This window comes from Pigmentiphaga sp. NML080357, from assembly GCF_002188465.1.
Lineage (GTDB): Bacteria > Pseudomonadota > Gammaproteobacteria > Burkholderiales > Burkholderiaceae_B > Pigmentiphaga.
Map to the genome: position 1 here is coordinate 1 of NZ_NINW01000032.1, position 17,854 is coordinate 17,854.

The following is a 17,854-nucleotide window of genomic DNA, read 5'->3' on the forward strand; positions in this document are numbered from 1 at the left end:
ACACCGTCAGGCCGCACTCCAGTCTAGGCTATTTGACACCGCAGCAGGCCGCCCAGGTCGCTGCATCAAGATTACCAACCGAAGCTAGATTCCAAATCCCAGTGGTGTGAAAAATCCGAGCAGGTCAAACCGATAGCGGCGTCATGGACACGTTGTCGCACAACTGGCTACCGGTGGCAAGCATGCCATCGGCGCAACACGGGACGCGGTGGCAGCCCCGTCGACAGGAGCCGGCCAGGAGTGCGGCGCGGCCCATGGTCGGAGCGGTCGAGGCGGCCTCAGGCCGCGCGGCGGCGCGAGTCGAAGCGGCGTACGGGCGCATCGCGGCGTTCGCCTTCGGCGCGGCCCGTCCTGGGTCGTTCGTTCCAGGCCTGGGTCGGCCGTTCGCGGCGCTCGGCGTCGCCTTGGGCGGCACGAGGGCGATCGCCCCAGGGCCGTTCGGCGTAGGGACGGTCCGTACGCGCGCGGTCGCTCCTGTCGCCGGCGCCGTAGGCGCGCTCGCGCGGAGCGCGGTCCTGGTAGGACCGCTCGCCCTGGGTGCGGTCGCCATACTGGCGCTCGCCGCGCGGACGATCGCCAAAGACGGGTCGGCTGTCAGGATCGCGCTCGAAACGGCCGCGGCCTTCGGGGCGGTTGCCGCTGTCGCGGCTCTGGTAGCCGCCGCGGCCGCCCGGGCGCCAACCCGGCTTGCTCCCCGGCCCGCCGCGCCGCGGCCGGTCCGCGCCGGGACGCGGGGCGCGCTGCGGTTCGAGCCCAGGCACGACCTGCACCGGGATGCTCTGGTCGGTATAGCGCTCGATGTTGCGGATCTTGTGGCGCTCGCCATGCACCGCCAGCGTGAAGGCCAGCCCGTCCCGGCCCGCGCGGCCGGTTCGGCCGATGCGGTGGACATAGTCCTCGGCCTGCATCGGCAGGTCGAAATTGACCACGTGGCTGATGCCCTGCACGTCGATGCCGCGTGCGGCGACGTCGGTGGCAACCAGGATCTGCACCTGGCCGCGCTGCATCTGCCCCAGCGTACGGGTGCGCTGGCGCTGGTTCATGTCGCCATGCAGCGCCGCGGCGGCAAAGCCCTGGTCGGCAAGCGTATCCGCCAGGTCATCGGCGGCACGCTTGGTCGAGGTGAAGACAATGGCTTGCTGGATGTTGACGTCGCGCAGCAGATGGTCCAGGAGGCGCATCTTGTGGCCCATGTCGTCCGCATACAGCAGCGACTGGGTGATGTTGACGTGCTTTTCCTTCTGCGAGGCGATTTCGATGCGCTGCGGATCGCGCATCATCTTGGCCGCCATGCGCGCCACGGAACCGTCGAGGGTAGCCGAGAACAGCAGCGTCTGCCGGCTCTGCGGCGTGCGTGCGACGATGGCCTCGATGTCGTCGATGAATCCCATGTCCAGCATGCGGTCCGCTTCGTCCAGCACCAGTACCTCGACCTCGGACAAATCGACCTTGCGCGACTGGACATGATCCAGCAGGCGGCCAGGCGTGGCGACCAGCACATCGACCCGGCGCGACAAGGCCTTCAACTGCGCGCCATAGGGCATGCCGCCCACCACCGTGGCGGTGCGCAGCCAGTTCAGCGCCTTGCCGTACGTGCGGGTGGCATCGGTCACCTGCTGGGCCAGTTCGCGGGTGGGCGTGAGCACCAGCACCCGCACGCCGGGCGTGCGCAGCGGCGAAGCCTGGACCTGCTTGTGCAGCGCGGGCAGCATGAATGCCGCCGTCTTGCCGCTGCCGGTCTGCGACGACACCATGAGGTCGTGGCCCTCCAGGGCCAGGGGAATCGCGCGGGCCTGCACCGGCGTGGGTTCGGAGAACCCGGCATCGGTCAGCGCGCTCACGAGGGCGGGGGCAAGACCGAGATCAGAAAAAGACATACCTATTCCTTACGTTGCGTAATGCGCAACGCAAGCGTTCCAGTCGAACGCGCCGGGTGCGCAGGGGCACACGGGACCATGACCCATTCTGGGTCGGTTTCATCAAGCAAGCCTGGAAAGCTGGCGCTACGCTGCGGAGACGGATGTGCCGCTCCGGACGGATCATCGGCGCCGACCGATATCACCGTGCGCGCAAGCGAAGGGAAAAACGAGGTCAGAGACGATGCAGTTTTCGGTCAACCACTGGCTACCGATCGTCTGCATGGAGGCCACGCCGGTGTCCGAGAGGACGGTGACGTGATTTGTGCAGTACAGCAATGATACCTGAGAAATAGAGGCAGGGATAGCCCCAATACGCACCGAAAGCCCTAATCACCTGTGGGGCGAACAAATCCCGCCCCGCTGTGGCAACAATGAAACACTCAAGCCGGCTAAACCGCAGTGAACTTACGCATCTGGGAATGCGCCAAACCGCCGAAACCGACACCAGACAACGAGCCCAGCCAGGCACAGTGGATCCGGCTCCGCCGGTCCACCAGTGCCGCCCCCCGGAGGCGCGCGTCAGCGCGTACGGGAGGGACCCGTCAATCCGCCAGTTCAACCTCCGGCTGCGGCGCCGCCTTCGGAGGCGAGTCGTCGAAGCTGAGCTTGATTTCGTCGCCCACGACGTCGACCGTCACCCGGCCGCCGTTGACCAGCTTGCCGAACAGCAGTTCGTCGGCCAGCGCCCGGCGGATGGTGTCCTGGATCAGGCGCTGCATCGGACGCGCGCCCATCAGCGGATCGAAGCCCTTCTTGCCGAGGTAGGCCCGCAAGGCATCGGTGAAGATGACCTCGACGCGCTTCTCGTGCAGTTGCTCTTCGAGCTGCATCAGGAACTTGTCGACCACGCGCAGGATGATCTCCTCGTTCAGCGACTTGAACGAAATGATGGAATCCAGGCGGTTGCGGAACTCGGGCGTGAACATCCGCTTGATTTCCGCCATTTCGTCGCCCTGCTCGCGCGCGCCGGCAAAGCCGATCACGTTCTTCTGCAGGGTCTCGGCGCCGGCGTTGGTCGTCATGATGATGATGACGTTGCGGAAATCCGCCTTCCGGCCGTTGTTGTCGGTCAGCGTTCCGTGGTCCATGACCTGCAGAAGGATGTTGAAGACCTCGGGGTGGGCCTTCTCGATCTCGTCCAGCAGCAGCACGCAATGCGGCTTCTTGGTGATGGCCTCGGTAAGCAGGCCGCCCTGGTCGAAGCCGACGTACCCGGGAGGCGCGCCGATCAGGCGGGACACGGCGTGGCGCTCCATGTACTCGGACATGTCGAAGCGCAGCAGCTCGATCCCGAGAATGAACGCCAACTGCTTGGCGACCTCGGTCTTGCCGACGCCGGTGGGGCCCGAGAACAGGAAGGCGCCGATGGGCTTGTCGGGCTTGCCCAGGCCCGAGCGCGCCATCTTGATGGACGCGGACAGCGCGTCGATGGCGGCGTCCTGGCCGAACACCACGGCCTTCAGGTCGCGCTCGAGCGTGGCCAGCTTGCTGCGGTCGTCGCTGGAGACGGCCTGCGGCGGGATCCGGGCGATCTTGGAGACGATGTCCTCGATCTCGGCCTTGCCGATGACCTTCTTCTGCCGCGACTTGGGCAGGATGCGCTGCGCCGCGCCGGCCTCGTCGATGACGTCGATGGCCTTGTCGGGCAGGTGCCGGTCGTTGATGAACTTGGCCGACAGTTCGGCCGCCGCCGACAGCGCCGCGGACGAGTACTTGACGCTGTGGTGGTCTTCGAAGCGCTGCTTGAGCCCGCGCAGGATCTGCACGGTCTGCTCGACGCTGGGCTCGTTGACGTCGATCTTCTGGAAGCGCCGCGACAACGCGTGGTCCTTCTCGAAGATGCCGCGGTACTCGGTATACGTGGTCGCGCCTATGCACTTCAGCTGGCCCGAGGACAGGGCCGGCTTGAGCAGGTTGGAGGCGTCCAGCGTCCCGCCCGACGCCGCGCCGGCGCCGATGAGCGTGTGGATCTCGTCGATGAACAGCACCGCCTTGGGGCTTTCCTTCAATTGCTTGAGGACGGCCTTCAGGCGCTGCTCGAAATCGCCCCGGTACTTGGTGCCGGCCAGCAGCGCTCCCATGTCGAGCGAATAGACGCAGGCGTCGGCGAGCACGTCGGGCACCGCGCCCTCGGTGATGCGCCAGGCAAGGCCCTCGGCGATGGCGGTCTTGCCCACGCCGGCCTCGCCCACGAGCAGCGGATTGTTCTTGCGGCGGCGGCACAGCACCTGGATGACCCGCTCGACCTCGCTGTCGCGACCGATGAGGGGATCGATCTTGCCCGCCTTGGCGGCCAGGTTCAGGTTCTGGGTGTACTGGTCCAGCGGCGACTGCTTGGCCTCCCCTTCGGCCTCGGCCTCCGGCTCCTTGGGAGTGCTGGAGGATTCGAGCTGGGGTTGCTTGGTGATGCCGTGGGACATGAAATTGACCACGTCCAGCCGCGTGATTCCCTGCTGGTGCAGGTAGTAGACGGCGTGGGAGTCTTTTTCGCCGAAGATGGCGACCAGCACGTTGGAGCCGGCCACCTCCTTCTTGCCGTTGCCGGTCGACTGCACGTGCATGATCGCGCGCTGGATGACGCGCTGAAAACCCAGCGTCGGCTGGGTATCGGCCTCTTCCGTGCCGGGAATGACGGGCGTGTTGTCGTTGACGAAATTGCGCAGGTTGCGGCGCAGGTCGTCCAGATTGGCGGCGCAGGCGCGCAGCACCTCGGCCGCCGACGGATTGTCGAGCAGCGAGAGCAGCAAATGCTCTACCGTGATGAATTCGTGCCGGGCCTGGCGGGCCTCGACGAAAGCCATGTGAAGGCTAACTTCCAATTCTTGAGAAATCACGCTTCCTCCATGATGCACTGAAGCGGATGCTGGTTCTGCCGAGCGAAACGGCTTACCTGGTCGATTTTGGTCCTGGCGATGTCGCGCGGATAGACCCCGCACACCCCCCGGCCCTCGTGATGCACCTTGAGCATGATTTGGGTGGCCTGCTCTCGCCCCTTGCTGAAAAACTTCTCCAATACCAGCACAACGAACTCCATCGGCGTGTAATCGTCGTTCAACAACACCACCGTGTACATTGGAGGTGGTTTGGTCTTCGACGGTTCCCGCTCAAGCAGCGTTGTCTGATCCGGTTGAGAATCGAACCCGGTGCCCATGCGCCTATTCTATCCACTTGAAAGTGCCCCGCAAGCCATCAGCATACTCCTATATGCCCGGGCCATCCCGAGCTTGACGCAGCGGTGCATCTTTCCCATTATTTGAAGCCCGGGGCTTGATTTATCAAGCCCCGGAATCGTAATACTAGCGCCTGCGACGCGCGCAATCGTCTGCCAACGGCACCCGGGGGAGCGCGCCTCGCATATGTTGTAACCGACTACAAGAAGGCATTACGTCATGTCCAGCGATATCAGCCAAGGCAAGAGGGGTACCGGCACCGTCAAATGGTTCAACGACGCCAAGGGCTTCGGATTCATCACGCCCGACGACGGCGGCGACGACCTGTTCGCCCATTTCTCCTCCATCCAGATGAACGGCTTCAAGACCCTGAAAGAAGGCCAGAAGGTCACCTTCGAGGCCGCCCAGGGCCCCAAGGGCAAGCAGGCGCTCAACATCAGCGAAGCGGTCTGACCCTTCCACCGAAGCGGTCTTCCCGCTTGCGCGAGGCGGCCCGGTCCGCTTCGCGCCCCGCCCATGGCGCGTTTAACCTTGCCGTGGGCCGGGTCATGCTACGCTCGGCGTGGTTGCCGCGGAAACATCACCCCGCGGTGGCTGGTTATATCCTCTTTCCGACCTAGCCTCCGACGTCATGACTCGCTTCTTCTCCAGACTGCCGCGTCTCGCCACTTGCGCGGGCGCCGGCATCGCCGCCTGGTGCCTGGCCGGCGCGGTTTCGGCCCAGGCCTCCCTGCCCATGCAAACGCTGCGCGCCGGCATGCACCTCATCCACGCCGAGGTCGCCAGCACGCCCCAGACCCGGGAAAAGGGCCTGATGTTCCGGGAGCAGTTGGGGGCCAACCAGGGAATGCTCTTCATCTTCGAGGTCCCCGGCACCCAATGCATGTGGATGCGCAACACGCTGGTCCCCCTGTCGGTCGCCTTCATCGCCGATGACGGCACGATCGCGAATATCGAAGACATGGCGCCAAAAACCGAAGACAGCCACTGCGCCGTCCGGCCGGTGCGCTACGCGCTGGAAATGGAACGCGGCTGGTTCGCCAAGCGCGGCCTGAAGGCCGGCTCGCGGATCGACGGCATACCGGGGGCGCGCTGACGCACGCCGCTGAGGGCCGCTCGCGCGGCGCGGCGATCCCCAGTCTTTCGCGGTGCGTAAAACTCTTTTCCGATTTTTCCGTTTTATTCCCCCACTGCCGCGTCTACATTACGCACCGGAAAGCGGCTGCGCCGCGCCGCGCTGCCCGCTCCCGGCAGCCGGCGGCGCGAGCCCCACCGAGGAGACCACGCCTTGCGCAACTTGAACGAAGACACGATCACCCAGGCCGTGCTCGCCCGGCACGCCCAGGCTCCGGACGCCCGCCTGAAGGAAATCATGACCAGCCTCGTGCAGCACCTGCACGAATTCGCCCGGGAGGTGAAGCTGACCGAAGCCGAATGGGCGGCGGGCATCGAATTCCTCACGGCCACCGGCCACATCACCGACGACAAGCGCCAGGAATTCATCCTTCTATCCGATACGCTGGGGTTGTCCACTCTCGTGACGGCGATGAACCACCGCAAGCCGCCCGCCTGCACCGAAGCGACGGTTTTCGGCCCCTTTTTCGTCGAGGGCGCGCCCGACTACGCGCTGGGCGACGACATCGCCAACGGCGCGAAAGGCGATCCCTGTTTCGTGCGCGGCACGGTCCGGGGCGTGGACGGCACCCCGATCGGCGGCGCCGTCATGGAAGTCTGGCAAGCCGATGCCGAGGGCTACTATGACGTGCAGTACGCCGGGGAGCCCGAGCATCGCGGACGGGGACGGATCCGCTCCGCGCCCGACGGCAGCTTCCACTTCCGCTCCATCCTGGCCGAGGCCTATCCGATTCCCCACGACGGGCCGGTCGGGCGCATGCTGTCCGCCCTCGGCCGCCATCCCTGGCGTCCGGCCCACCTCCATTTCATGATAAGCGCCGAGGGGTACGAGACCCTGGTGACCCATGTCTTCCGCGACGGCGACCGGTACCTGGATTCGGACGCCGTCTTCGGCGTGCGCTCGTCGCTGATCGCGCAATGGGTCCGGCATGAGCCCGGCCCCACGCCCGACGGGGGCAGGAGCGACCAGCCCTTCTACACCCTGGATTTCGATTTCGTGCTGAACCCGGCCGCCTAGGCCCGTTCCGCATGCCAGCATCACCGACGGGAGGAATTCCATGTACGACCAAGAAAAACTGGCCATCCGCGAACTGGTGGAAAACTGGGCGCTGTGGCGCGACGCCGGAGACTGGGAGCGCTTTGCCACCGTCTGGCACGAGGACGGCCGCATGAACGCCACCTGGTGCCAGGCCTCGGCCGCCGAATTCATCCGGCAGAGCCGCGCGGGCATGGAGCGCGGCGTCAACATCCTTCATTTCCTGGGCGGCAGCACCATCGACCGCGAGGGAGACCGCGCCGTGGCTCAGACCAAGATGACCATTTCCCAGCGGGCGACGGTGGACGGCGTGCTGTGCGACGTGGTGTGCACCGGCCGTTTCTACGATTTCCTGGAAAAGCGCGGCGGCCGCTGGGGCATGGTGGAGCGCCAGCCGATCTACGAGAAGGATCGCCTGGACCCCGTGGACCCGGCCGCCCGCCTGGAGCTGGACCCAGCGGTGCTGGGCCGCTTTCCGGAGGGCTACCGGCACCTGGCCTACCTGCAGGTCAAGATCGGCATGGACGTCAAGACCACCATGCCGGGCCTGCACGGCAGCGAGGTGCAGGCGCTCTACGCGCGCGGCAAAGCGTGGCTGGCGGGGTCCGCCCGCCCCTGAAGCGCAGCGGCGGACGATGCATAACACATAAGAAGCACCACCGAGGAGACAACCATGTTCCATACCGCCCCGAAACGGCGGGGCGCACTGCTGTGCGCGCTCGCCCTGTCCGCCGCCCTTCCCGCTTCCGCCCAGGAATGGCCCAGCCGGCCGATACGCATGATGGTGGGCTTCGCGCCCGGCGGCGGCACCGACATCATCGCGCGCATGGTGGCCCAGCCGCTGGCAGCCATCCTGGGCCAGCCCATCGTCGTCGAGAACAAGCCGGGCGCCGGCGGCACGCTGGCAGCGAATGCGGTGGCCCGTGCGGCGCCGGACGGGCACACGATCTTCGTGATGAACAACGGCCATGCCGTCTCGGCCGTCGTCTACCAGAAGCTGCCCTTCGATTCGGTCAAGGACTTCGCGCCGGTATCCTCGCTATGCGCCCAGCCCCTGGTGGTGGCGGCAGGCAAGCAGTTTCCTGCGGACGGCATCGCAGGCCTGATCGCGCGCGCCAAGGCGCAGCCGGGCAAGCTCAACTACGCCAGCGTCGGCATCGGCAGCACCCAGCACTTCGCCGGCGAACTGCTGCGGCAAGTCAGCGGCATCGACATCGTGCACGTGCCCTACAAGGGCACGCCCAACGCGGTGGCGGCGGTCCTGAGCGGCGAGGTGGACTTGCTGGTGGACGTGGCCTCGCCCCTGCTGGGCCACATACGGGCCGGCGAACTCAAGCCGCTGGCGGTCACCTCGCCCCAACGGTACGCGGGCCTGCCGCAGACGCCCACGGCGCTGGAGTCGGGCGTGGCCGGCTACGACGTCACGACCTGGTACGGATTGGCCTTCCCGGCCGGCACGCCCGCGACCATCGTCGAGAGGATGAACCAGGCGGTGCGCCAGGCGCTCGCCGATGATGCCTTGCGCAAGCAGGCCCTGGCCGCGGCATGCCTGCCCGAGGCCTCCACGCCGGAGGCGTTCGGCCGCCACGTCGGCGCCGAAATCGAGCGCTGGCGCGGCGTCATGCAGAAAGCGGGCATTGCCCAGCAATAGCGGGACCTGTCAGAGCAGCGTGGCGACCTGCTCGAACGACAGGCGCGTCTGGCGATCGAACAGCTTGGACGTATCGCCGTAGCCCAGCGAGCAGATGAAATTGGCCGTCAGCCGGCCGTCGGGGAAGAATTCGGCATTGACCTTGGCGATGTCGAACCCGCTCATGGGGCCGCAGTCCAGGCCGATCGCACGGGCCGCAATGATGAAATAGGCGCCCTGGAGCGTGCCGTTGCGCGTGGCGGTCGCGGCGGCCAGCGCGGGATTGCCCTCGAACATTTCCTTGGCGCCTTCGCGGAACCAGATCTGCGGCATGTATTCGTAGAAGCGCGTGTCGGTCGCGATGATGGCCGTCACCGGCGCCGCCTTCACCTTGTCGACGTTGCCCGGGCTCAGGGCCGGCACCAGCCTGGCCTTGGCCTCGGGCGTACGCAGGAACACCACGCGCATGGGCTGGCAGTTCATGGAGGTCGGGCCCATTTTCGCAATGTCGTAGACTTGCCTGAGCTGCTCGTCCGAAACGGGCTTGTCCAGCCAGCCGTTCTGGGTGCGGGCGGTCATGAACAGTTGGTCGAGGGCTTCTTGCGAAAGGATGGCCATGAAGAGCTCCAGCGCGGGTGGCGGTAGTCGTGAGGCTGGCAATTATAAGATGCGCCTTGCGCCGCGAAGGGCCGCAAATCGTCCCGCAGCGGAAATCACTTTTGCAGTTCTGGTAATAATCGAGAGGGGTATATGGACCGCTGGCGCGAGCTGGAATTGTTCGTCCACATCGCCGAACTGGGAAGCCTGACCCGTGCGGCCGAAGCCGCCGGACTGTCGACCGCGGCGGCGAGCCGGCATCTCGCCACGCTGGAACAGCGCTTGTCGGCGCGGCTGGTCGAGCGCAATACCCGCCGCCTGTACCTGACCGAGGTCGGCCAGGAGTTCTACCGGCGCTGCAAGAACATCCTGGGCGAAATGCAGGAAGCCGAGTCGGCGGTCAACGCCACGGTGCTCAACCCGGTGGGCGACCTGCACATCACCTCGTCGCTCTCGTTCGCCATGCGCCACATCGCGCCGCTCCTGCCCGAATACAACCGCCGCTATCCCAACGTCAACGTCCACGTCACCACCGCCAACCGGTACTACGATCTCATCGACAACGGCATCGACCTGGCGGTGCGTACGCGCGAGTACGAATCGGATTCCAACCTCACCATCCGCCGCCTGGCCGAGACGCGGCGCATCCTGGCGGCCTCGCCCGGCTACCTGCACCGCCACGGGACGCCCCGCGGCATCGACGACCTGGCGCGGCACAAGCTGCTTCTCTACACCTATTCCAACCGCTACGACGAATTGCGCTTTTCGCGCGGGGGCGAGGTCCAGGTGCTGCCGGTAAAGGGCGTGCTCGAAGCCAACGACGGCCAGGTGCTGTGCGCGGCCGCGCGCGAGGGGCTGGGGATCCTGGTCCAGCCCAAGTACATCATCTACGACGACATCGTCGCCGGCCGGCTGGTGCCGGTCCTGGACGACTGGGACCTGCCCCGGCTCACCATCAATCTGGTCTATCCGCACCGGCAATACCTGCCCGCCAAGACGCGCACGTTCATCGACTTCATGGTGGAACACTTCCGCAAAATGGACTTCGAGCGCAAGTGGGCGCAATAGGCGGTTGCGACTGCTTGCGAAACGGCACCGCCACGCGGCGGCGCCGCGAAGTACCATAACGGCGGGCAGCCGCCCCGCGGCCTCCACCACCTTCGCGCCCGCGACACGGGCGATCCGCCACGGAAAGCACCATGGAAGATTGGCAACCGGCGTCGCCGCGCAACCCCTCGGCGCTGCGGCGCGAGTTCTCGCGCATGGCCCGCGTGCCGGCACGGCGCCAGGCGCTCGCCCGTCTGCTGGGAGCCGGGGCGGCCGCGCTGGGACTACCGGGCCTGGCCCGCGCGGTCCAGGGCGCGGACGCCTGCGTTGCGCTTCCCGAGGAAACGGCCGGCCCCTATCCGGCGAACGGCGCGGGACCGGCCGATGCGCCCAATGTCCTGTCGCTGCCGGGCATCGTGCGCAACGACCTGCGCGCCAGCGTCGGCGGGCCGACCGGCGTGGCTGGCGGCGCGCCCTTGCGCCTCACGCTCAAGCTGGCCGATGCCCGCAACGACTGCATCGCGCTGCCGGGCCGCGCGGTCTACTTGTGGCACTGCACCCAGGACGGCGGCTATTCGCTCTATACCCCCGGCCTGCGCGAGGAGAATTTTCTGCGCGGCGTTCAGGTGGCGGACGCCAATGGCGAAGTCACCTTCCAGACGATCTTCCCCGGCTGCTATCCAGGGCGCTATCCGCATCTGCACATCGAGGTCTATCAAGACCTGGAGCGGCTCGGCCACAAGCTGCTGACTTCGCAACTGGCCCTGCCCAGTGACGCCTGCGGCGCCGTCTACGGCGAGGTGCGCGGCTACGAAGCCAGCCTGAAGGCGTATGCCCGGACATCGCTGGAACGGGACGGCATCTTTGCCGACAGTTCTCCGGCCGAGCGGGCGGCGCAGACGCTACGCCTGCAGGGCGATCCCGAAAAGGGCTACGCGGGACACGCGGTCATCGGCCTGCTCGACTACTAGGAGGTGTACGCGCCGGGCTCGCCGCCCGGGCATATTCCTTGCTGGACCATGGCGGACAACTACCTGCGCGGCGGTCGTGCGACCCGGGGAGTCCGCATGCTATGGCTCAAGGCACTGCACTTCGTTTCCTTGCTGGTCTGGTGCGGCTCGCTGCTCTATCTGCCGGGCCTGTTCCTGATGCACGCCCATGCCGCCACGCGCAGCCAATATCACCGCGTGCGGGTCATGACCCGCTTCACCTTCGCCGTGGTAGCCTCGCCCGCCGCCATCCTGGCCGTGGTATCGGGCACCGCGCTGGTATTCGTGCGCATGGCGCAGGGCGAATGGCTGATGTGGAAATTATTGCTTGTAACGCTGATGGTGTTCTTCCATCTGTATTGCGGCAGCCAGGTTGCCCGGCTCGGCGCCCGCCTCGCGATCGCCTCGCCTTCGCGTCTGGCCCTGCAGCTCGCCGTACCCGCATGTCTGATGACGGCAGTGTTGTGGCTGGCGCTGGCCAAGCCCGCGCTCTGGTTCCCGGCGGAGTGAATCAATCTTCCGCGTCGCCGCCGACGCCCACTTGATGTTCGAACACCAGCTTGCCTCCCAGCCATCCCGCCACTGCCACCAACAAGGCGCCCAGCAAAGAGAGGAACATGCCGAAAGGAACCACCGCCTCTTCCGCCCCCTGCAGCCGCTGCAGCCAATTGACGGCCTGCACAGCCAGCAACAGCACGGCGACCACGAAGTGGTTCCAGCTGGCCGCGCGCCGCCGGATGCCCCCGACCGCGAGCAGCTCGATGGTGCCGGCGATCGCCGCCAGCATCCCCATTGCCAGGCCGGCCCCGACCAGCCACAGCGCCGCGCGCGACCAGAAAGCGTCGTCCAGCAGCACGAAGGCGCCGTCGCAGGCGAGCGCGCCCAGGAAGAAGGCGATGGGAAAGGTAACCAGCATCGGATGGACGGGATGGCGGGCGACGGCTACGCGGGTAGGCGTATCCAGGGGCAGCGGCAGGCCGAATTTTTCCATGGTGTCCATCCTTGCCGCGGCATGCGCGGCAGCCAGGCGCGCCGGAGCGCGCACCGCGGCGCGCGCGGGCGCCGCACGAGCCGGCATGGCGCAAGTTTCGTACCGCGCGGGACTTCTGGCGAGCCTGCCGGCCGCATCGGCCGGCGCCGCGTCGCCTTTCTCGACGCTGGACCCGGCCGGCCCGGTGGCGCGGATCATCGCGCGGCTGTGGTGGATCATGGCCGGGGCCAGCGTGGCCATCACGCTGGGAATGATCGCGCTCGCGCTGTACTGCGCCGTGCATCCGTCCCGCCCCGCCGCGCTCGATGCGCGCAAATGGCTCCTGGGCGGCGGGATCCTCTTTCCCTCGGTGGTTCTGCTGGCGCTCCTGGGCGGCGGTGCCTATGCAGGCTGGGTCATGGCCGCCCGCCTGGCGCCGCCTCCCTTCGTGGTGCAGGTGCAGGCGCGTCAGTGGTACTGGGAGGCGCGCTATCCGGAAACCGACCGGCCGCAGGCGCGCTCGGTGAACGTCGTCCACATCCCGGCCGCGATGCCGGTGGAATTCCGGGTGTCGACGCCGGACGTCATTCATAGCTTCTGGGTGCCGCGCCTTGGCGGCAAGGTCGATGCGGTACCGGGCCGCATCAACGTCATCCGGCTGCAAGCCGACAGGCCGGGGATTTATCGCGGGCTGTGCGCCGAATTCTGCGGCGCGGGCCATGCGCAGATGATGCTCGACGTCCATGCCCACGACGCCGCGCGGCTGCCGGACGTGCTGGCGGCCTTGCCCGAAGACGGCGCGCAAGCGCAACCGGGCCAGAGGAGTGGACGATGACCGGAGCGCCGTCGGCCATCGCCCGTCACCGGGCATTCGAGGAAATCTGGCGCAGCCCGCCCGGCTGGGGACGGCTGGCCGCGGTCAACCACACGACCATCGGCCTGCGGTTCATCCTGACCGCCCTCGCCTTCTTCCTGGTGGGCGGCGTGCTGGCGATGATGATGCGCGCGCAACTGGCCGCGGGGGGCAGCGGGTTTCTCGACAGCGAGACCTACAACCAGATCTTCACCATGCACGGCACGGTGATGATGTTCCTCTTTGCCATCCCGATGCTCGAAGGCTTCGCCATCTACCTCCTGCCCAAGATGCTGGGCACCCGCGACCTGGCCTACCCCCGGCTCGGCGCCTTCGCCTACTGGTGCTACCTGTTCGGCGGCCTCATCCTGCTCGGCGGACTGGCCGCCGGCGTGGCGCCGCGCAGCGGCTGGTTCATGTACACCCCGCTGTCGGGCAGCACCTACAGCCCGGGCATCAATGCCGACGTCTGGCTGATCGGCGTCACCTTCTCCGAGATCTCCGCCCTCTGCGGCGGCGTGGAGCTGGCGGTCTCGATACTGAGGCTGCGGGCCGCCGGCATGCGCCTGTCGCGCATGCCGCTGTTCGCGTGGTACATGCTGGTGACCTCGGCAATGATACTGGTCGGTTTCCCGCCGCTGATCCTGGGCAGCATCCTGCTGGAAGTGGAACGCGCATTCGGCTGGCCTTTCTTCGACGTGGCGCGCGGCGGCGATCCGCTGTTGTGGCAACACCTTTTCTGGATGTTCGGCCATCCCGAGGTCTACATTATCTTCCTGCCCGCGGCCGGCCTCGTCTCGGCCATGCTTCCCGCCTTCGCGCGCCGCCCGGTGGTGGGCTATCCCTGGATCGTAGCCAGCGTGGTCGGCATGGGCATCGTCAGCTTCGCCCTGTGGGGGCACCACATGTCCACGGCCGGCATTTCGGGCCACGCGGCCATGTTCTTCTCTGTGGCCAGCATGCTGGTGGCCGTGCCCACCGCGGTGCAGTTCTTCTCCTGGCTCGCCACCCTCTACGCCGGACGGCCGGTACTGCGCCTGCCCATGCTGTACCTGGCGGGCTTTCTCGCCATCTTCGTGCTGGGAGGGATGACCGGCGTCATGCTGGCGCTCCTGCCTTTCAACTGGCAGGCGCACGATACCCACTTCGTCGTCGCGCACCTGCATTACGTGCTCATAGGCGGCATGGTCTTCCCGCTGCTCGCGGCCGCCTATTACTGGATGCCCCACGTGAGCGGGCGCATGCCTTCGGCGCTGCTGGGCCGCTGGGCGTTCTGGCTGATTTTCGCCGGCTTCAACCTCACCTTCCTGCCCATGCACCTCACGGGCATGCTGGGCATGCCGCGCCGGGTCCATGCCTATCCGGCGGACAGCGGCTGGGAGTGGCTCAATCTCGCCTCGTCCGTCGGCGGCTTCCTGCAGGCCGCGGGGTTCGGGCTGTTCGTGCTCGATGTCTTCCTGCATGTGCGGACAGGCCGCCGTTCCCGCCACAACCCTTGGGAATCGGGCGGCCTCGAGTGGGCCATGCCCACCCCGCCGACGAGCTACAACTTCGCGGCGATTCCCGACCTCGCCGCCATGCCGCCCTCCGGCGCCGCGGATCCGCTCTGGCACCAGCGGGACCTCGGCGCCCGCCTGGCGAGCGGCCAGGGTTATCTCGCCGACCCCGGCCGGGGCCAACGCGAAACCCTGGCCGTGGAGGTACGCACGGGCAGGCCGGCCCACGTGGTCATCCTGCCGGGTTCGAGCTGGCTCCCGCTTGCGTCGGCCTGCGCGCTGCTCGTGTTCTTCCTTGCCCTGCTCTTCAAGGCCTATGCGGCCGTACCGCTCGCCGCCGCGCTCTCGGCGGCGCTGCTGGCCTGCTGGGCGTGGCGCACTGGCATGCGGACGGAGCCGCTCCCTATGGATGCGGGCAACGGCCTGCGGCTGTTGCCGCATGCCGCGGCCCGCCACGCGCCGGGCTGGACCGGAACCCAGTTGATGCTGGTCGCCGATGGAGCGCTGTTCGGCTCGCTGCTGTTCGGCTATGGATACTTATGGGTGGTCTCGCCGCTGTGGCCGCCCCCGGCGTGCGTAACCAGCGATGCGCCAGCCCCGCTGTCGTCCGTGGCGGCGCTGGTCGCCGCCACCGCCTCGGCCGCGATGGCCCGGACGCGACGGGCGCTGCAAAGCCCGAAGGCCTGCTGCGCCTGGCAGGCCGGCGCGGCGCTGGCGGGGCTGGCGGCCATCTGGGCACTGTGCCGGATCGCCCTGTACGCCCTTCCTTCTCCCACGAGCCATGCCTACGCCGCGATCTCGGCGGCGATGATCTGCTATGTCGCCGTCCATGCGGCGGCGGGCGTCGTCATCTCGAGCCACGCCGCGCTGCGCTGCCTCGCCGGCTATGTCTCCCCCGCCCGCTGCCTGGATGTACGCGTCCCGGCTCTCTGGTGGGCATACGTCCTGGGGACGGGCCTGCTGGCCCTTGGCCTGCTCTATGGCACGGCGCACACACTGGCCTGAGGAAGGCTGCGGGACTGCCCGTGCTTGCTATGCTGGGCGCTCCCTTGACGACGAGACCACGCCGATGACGCCTCCCATCCGCTCCTGCCTGTCCATCGCCCGTCTGGCGGCGACCGCGGCGGCGCTGTGCGCCGGCACGGCCGCCCATGCCACGGGCACGTTCCCGACCGGCCTGGCCGAGGCCGACCAGCGCCGGCTGCAGCAATACGACACCGTGCGCGAAGCGGCCGTCGCCGAAGCCCGGGCCAAGGGCAGCGCGGCCGATATCGCGCAATTGGACCAGGCGCTGGCCGGCAATGCCGCCCGGCCCGAGCGCATCGCGGGCGAATGGCGCTGCAGGACATTCAAGCTCGGCGGGCTGCGCCCGTTGACGGTGTATGGATGGTTTCGCTGCCGCATCACCGAAGACGTCGGCGGGCTGCGCCTGCGCAAGCTGACGGGATCGCAACGCACGGCCGGCACGTTCTACGACGTGCCCGAAGCTCGCCTGGGCTATGCGGGCGCCACCGCGCTGGCCGGCGAAGCCCCCCGCCGGTACGGCGACGACGCGTCCCGCAACGACGTCGGCTACCTGTACCAGACGGGACCGAACCACTTGCGCCTGGAAATCCCCTCGCCGGCGCGCGAATCGCGCTTCGACATCCTCGAACTGGTCCGGTGAACGTGCCGGCCGGCACGCCACGCAGGCCGCCGTTCCCATGCGGCGACGCCCCGGGCGCTGGCCGCGGGGCGTCGGTCGGTACGTCAGGCAAGGCGCCCGGGCGACTGCCGGCGTCGCCCCGGGGGATCACACGCGCTCGAGGATGACCGCGATACCTTGGCCCACGCCGATGCACATCGTGCACAGCGCATAGCGGCCGCCGGTGCGATGCAATTGGTTGATCGCCGTGGTGGCCAGGCGAGCGCCGCTCGCGCCCAGCGGATGGCCCAGCGCAATGGCGCCGCCGTTGGGATTCACGCGGGCATCGTCGTCGGCCAGGCCCAGATCGCGCAGCACGGCCAGGCCTTGGGCGGCAAAGGCTTCGTTCAGCTCGATCACGTCCATCTGGTCCAGGGTCAGGCCCGTCAGGGCCAGCACCTTGCGAGTCGCCGGGGCCGGCCCCATGCCCATGATGCGCGGCGGCACGCCCGCGGTCGCCATGCCGACCACGCGCGCGCGCGGCGTCAGGCCGTGGCGGCCCGCCTCGGCCTCGCTGGCCAGCAAGAGCGCGCATGCGCCGTCGTTCACGCCCGAAGCGTTGCCGGCCGTCACCGTGCCGTCGGGACGGACCACGCCCTTCAGGCGCCCCAGCGCTTCCATGCTGGTCTCGCGCGGATGCTCGTCCTTCGAGACCACCACGGGGTCGCCCTTCTTCTGCGGGATGGTGACCGGCGTGATCTCGGCATCGAAGAAGCCCGACTTCTGCGCAGCGGCGGCCTTGGCCTGGCTGGCCAGCGCCATGCGGTCCTGGGACTCGCGATCGATCTTGAAATCGGTGGCGACGTTTTCGGCGGTCTCGGGCATGGAGTCGACGCCGTATTGCTGCTTCATCAGCTTGTTGACGAAACGCCAGCCGATCGTGGTGTCGTAGATCTGCGCGTTGCGCGAATAAGCCGTCTCGGCCTTGCCCATGACGAAGGGCGCGCGGCTCATGCTTTCCACGCCGCCGGCCAGCATCAGCCCGGCCTCGCCCGACTTGATCGCGCGCGCGGCGGTGCCCACCGCATCCAGGCCCGAGCCGCACAGGCGGTTGATGGTCGAGCCGGGCAGTTCCACCGGCAGGCCGGCCAGCAGCGTCGCCATGTGGGCGACGTTGCGGTTGTCCTCGCCGGCCTGGTTGGCGCAACCGAAGATCACGTCCGTGACCGCCGCCCAGTCCAGGCGGGGATTGCGGGCCATCAGGGCCTTGAGCGGGATGGCGGCGAGATCGTCGGTGCGCACCGAAGCCAGTGCGCCGCCGTAGCGGCCGATGGGAGTACGGATCGCGTCGCAGATGAAGGCATGTGTAGTCATGGTCTGTCTCGGATG

Annotated in this window: 17 protein-coding genes; 11 read left to right on the forward strand and 6 right to left on the reverse strand. The window is 67.7% G+C overall.

Annotation, left to right across the window (positions count from 1 at the left end; genetic code table 11):
* Positions 1–278: 278 nt before the first annotated feature.
* The 3 genes from CDO44_RS13750 to clpS all read right to left on the reverse strand — a co-directional run bounded on the left by CDO44_RS13750 (position 279) and on the right by clpS (position 4,992).
* Positions 279–1,877, reverse strand: coding sequence for a DEAD/DEAH box helicase (locus CDO44_RS13750; RefSeq protein ID WP_087780785.1), 1,599 nt, complete (start codon positions 1,875–1,877; stop codon positions 279–281).
* A gap of 584 nt (positions 1,878–2,461) precedes the next feature.
* Entirely contained in the window at positions 2,462–4,753 is a 2,292-nt protein-coding gene (clpA, locus tag CDO44_RS13755; RefSeq protein ID WP_087780786.1) for an ATP-dependent Clp protease ATP-binding subunit ClpA, read from the reverse strand.
* The gene (gene clpS / locus CDO44_RS13760; RefSeq protein ID WP_369824665.1) at positions 4,750–4,992 is read right to left on the reverse strand and encodes an ATP-dependent Clp protease adapter ClpS; all 243 of its coding nucleotides are present in this window, start codon (positions 4,990–4,992) and stop codon (positions 4,750–4,752) included. The genes clpA and clpS overlap by 4 nt, the downstream gene beginning before the upstream one ends.
* 316 nt (positions 4,993–5,308) lie before the next feature.
* On the opposite strand from clpS, the gene CDO44_RS13765 reads away from it, so the two are divergent.
* The 5 genes from CDO44_RS13765 to CDO44_RS13785 all read left to right on the forward strand — a co-directional run bounded on the left by CDO44_RS13765 (position 5,309) and on the right by CDO44_RS13785 (position 8,910).
* Positions 5,309–5,542 (forward strand): cold-shock protein, encoded by a 234-nt coding sequence (locus CDO44_RS13765; RefSeq protein ID WP_087780788.1) that lies wholly within the window; start codon positions 5,309–5,311, stop codon positions 5,540–5,542.
* Between the two features lie 178 nt (positions 5,543–5,720).
* A complete protein-coding gene (locus CDO44_RS13770; RefSeq protein ID WP_087780789.1) occupies positions 5,721–6,185 on the forward strand; it encodes a DUF192 domain-containing protein in 465 nt (154 codons plus the stop codon).
* Positions 6,186–6,377: 192 nt separating this feature from the next.
* Positions 6,378–7,241, forward strand: coding sequence for an intradiol ring-cleavage dioxygenase (locus CDO44_RS13775; RefSeq protein ID WP_087780790.1), 864 nt, complete (start codon positions 6,378–6,380; stop codon positions 7,239–7,241).
* A 40-nt stretch (positions 7,242–7,281) separates the two neighbouring features.
* Positions 7,282–7,878 carry a nuclear transport factor 2 family protein gene (locus CDO44_RS13780; protein ID WP_087780791.1) on the forward strand — a complete coding sequence of 199 codons (597 nt, stop codon included), beginning with the start codon at positions 7,282–7,284 and terminating at the stop codon, positions 7,876–7,878.
* A 54-nt stretch (positions 7,879–7,932) separates the two neighbouring features.
* Positions 7,933–8,910, forward strand: a complete 978-nt coding sequence (locus CDO44_RS13785) for a tripartite tricarboxylate transporter substrate binding protein (protein ID WP_087780792.1) — start codon at positions 7,933–7,935, stop codon at positions 8,908–8,910.
* A 9-nt stretch (positions 8,911–8,919) separates the two neighbouring features.
* On the opposite strand, the gene CDO44_RS13790 is transcribed toward CDO44_RS13785, so the two are convergent.
* A complete protein-coding gene (locus CDO44_RS13790; RefSeq protein ID WP_087780793.1) occupies positions 8,920–9,507 on the reverse strand; it encodes a malonic semialdehyde reductase in 588 nt (195 codons plus the stop codon).
* A 132-nt stretch (positions 9,508–9,639) separates the two neighbouring features.
* Here CDO44_RS13790 and CDO44_RS13795 point away from each other — a divergent pair, with 132 nt between their 5' ends.
* The 3 genes from CDO44_RS13795 (at position 9,640) to CDO44_RS13805 (ending at position 12,032) form a co-directional block, all read left to right on the forward strand.
* A complete protein-coding gene (locus CDO44_RS13795; protein WP_087780794.1) occupies positions 9,640–10,554 on the forward strand; it encodes a LysR family transcriptional regulator in 915 nt (304 codons plus the stop codon).
* Between the two features lie 131 nt (positions 10,555–10,685).
* A complete protein-coding gene (locus CDO44_RS13800; RefSeq protein ID WP_198951362.1) occupies positions 10,686–11,504 on the forward strand; it encodes an intradiol ring-cleavage dioxygenase in 819 nt (272 codons plus the stop codon).
* A 96-nt stretch (positions 11,505–11,600) separates the two neighbouring features.
* Positions 11,601–12,032, forward strand: a complete 432-nt coding sequence (locus tag CDO44_RS13805; RefSeq protein ID WP_158213288.1) for a CopD family protein — start codon at positions 11,601–11,603, stop codon at positions 12,030–12,032.
* A 1-nt stretch (position 12,033) separates the two neighbouring features.
* Here the strand turns inward: CDO44_RS13805 and CDO44_RS13810 are convergent, their stop codons facing one another.
* Entirely contained in the window at positions 12,034–12,600 is a 567-nt protein-coding gene (locus CDO44_RS13810) for a DUF2231 domain-containing protein (RefSeq protein ID WP_233146179.1), read from the reverse strand.
* Between CDO44_RS13810 and coxB the strand changes: the two genes are divergently transcribed.
* The 3 genes from coxB (at position 12,599) to CDO44_RS13825 (ending at position 16,507) form a co-directional block, all read left to right on the forward strand.
* Positions 12,599–13,327 carry a cytochrome c oxidase subunit II gene (gene coxB, locus CDO44_RS13815; RefSeq protein WP_158213289.1) on the forward strand — a complete coding sequence of 243 codons (729 nt, stop codon included), beginning with the start codon at positions 12,599–12,601 and terminating at the stop codon, positions 13,325–13,327. The genes CDO44_RS13810 and coxB overlap by 2 nt on opposite strands.
* A complete protein-coding gene (ctaD, locus tag CDO44_RS13820; protein WP_087780796.1) occupies positions 13,324–15,846 on the forward strand; it encodes a cytochrome c oxidase subunit I in 2,523 nt (840 codons plus the stop codon). The genes coxB and ctaD overlap by 4 nt, the downstream gene beginning before the upstream one ends.
* A 64-nt stretch (positions 15,847–15,910) precedes the next feature.
* Entirely contained in the window at positions 15,911–16,507 is a 597-nt protein-coding gene (locus CDO44_RS13825; RefSeq protein WP_087780797.1) for a DUF4893 domain-containing protein, read from the forward strand.
* 126 nt (positions 16,508–16,633) lie between these two features.
* Here the strand turns inward: CDO44_RS13825 and pcaF are convergent, their stop codons facing one another.
* Entirely contained in the window at positions 16,634–17,839 is a 1,206-nt protein-coding gene (gene pcaF, locus CDO44_RS13830; RefSeq protein WP_087780798.1) for a 3-oxoadipyl-CoA thiolase, read from the reverse strand.
* Between the last annotated feature and the right edge of the window lie 15 nt (positions 17,840–17,854).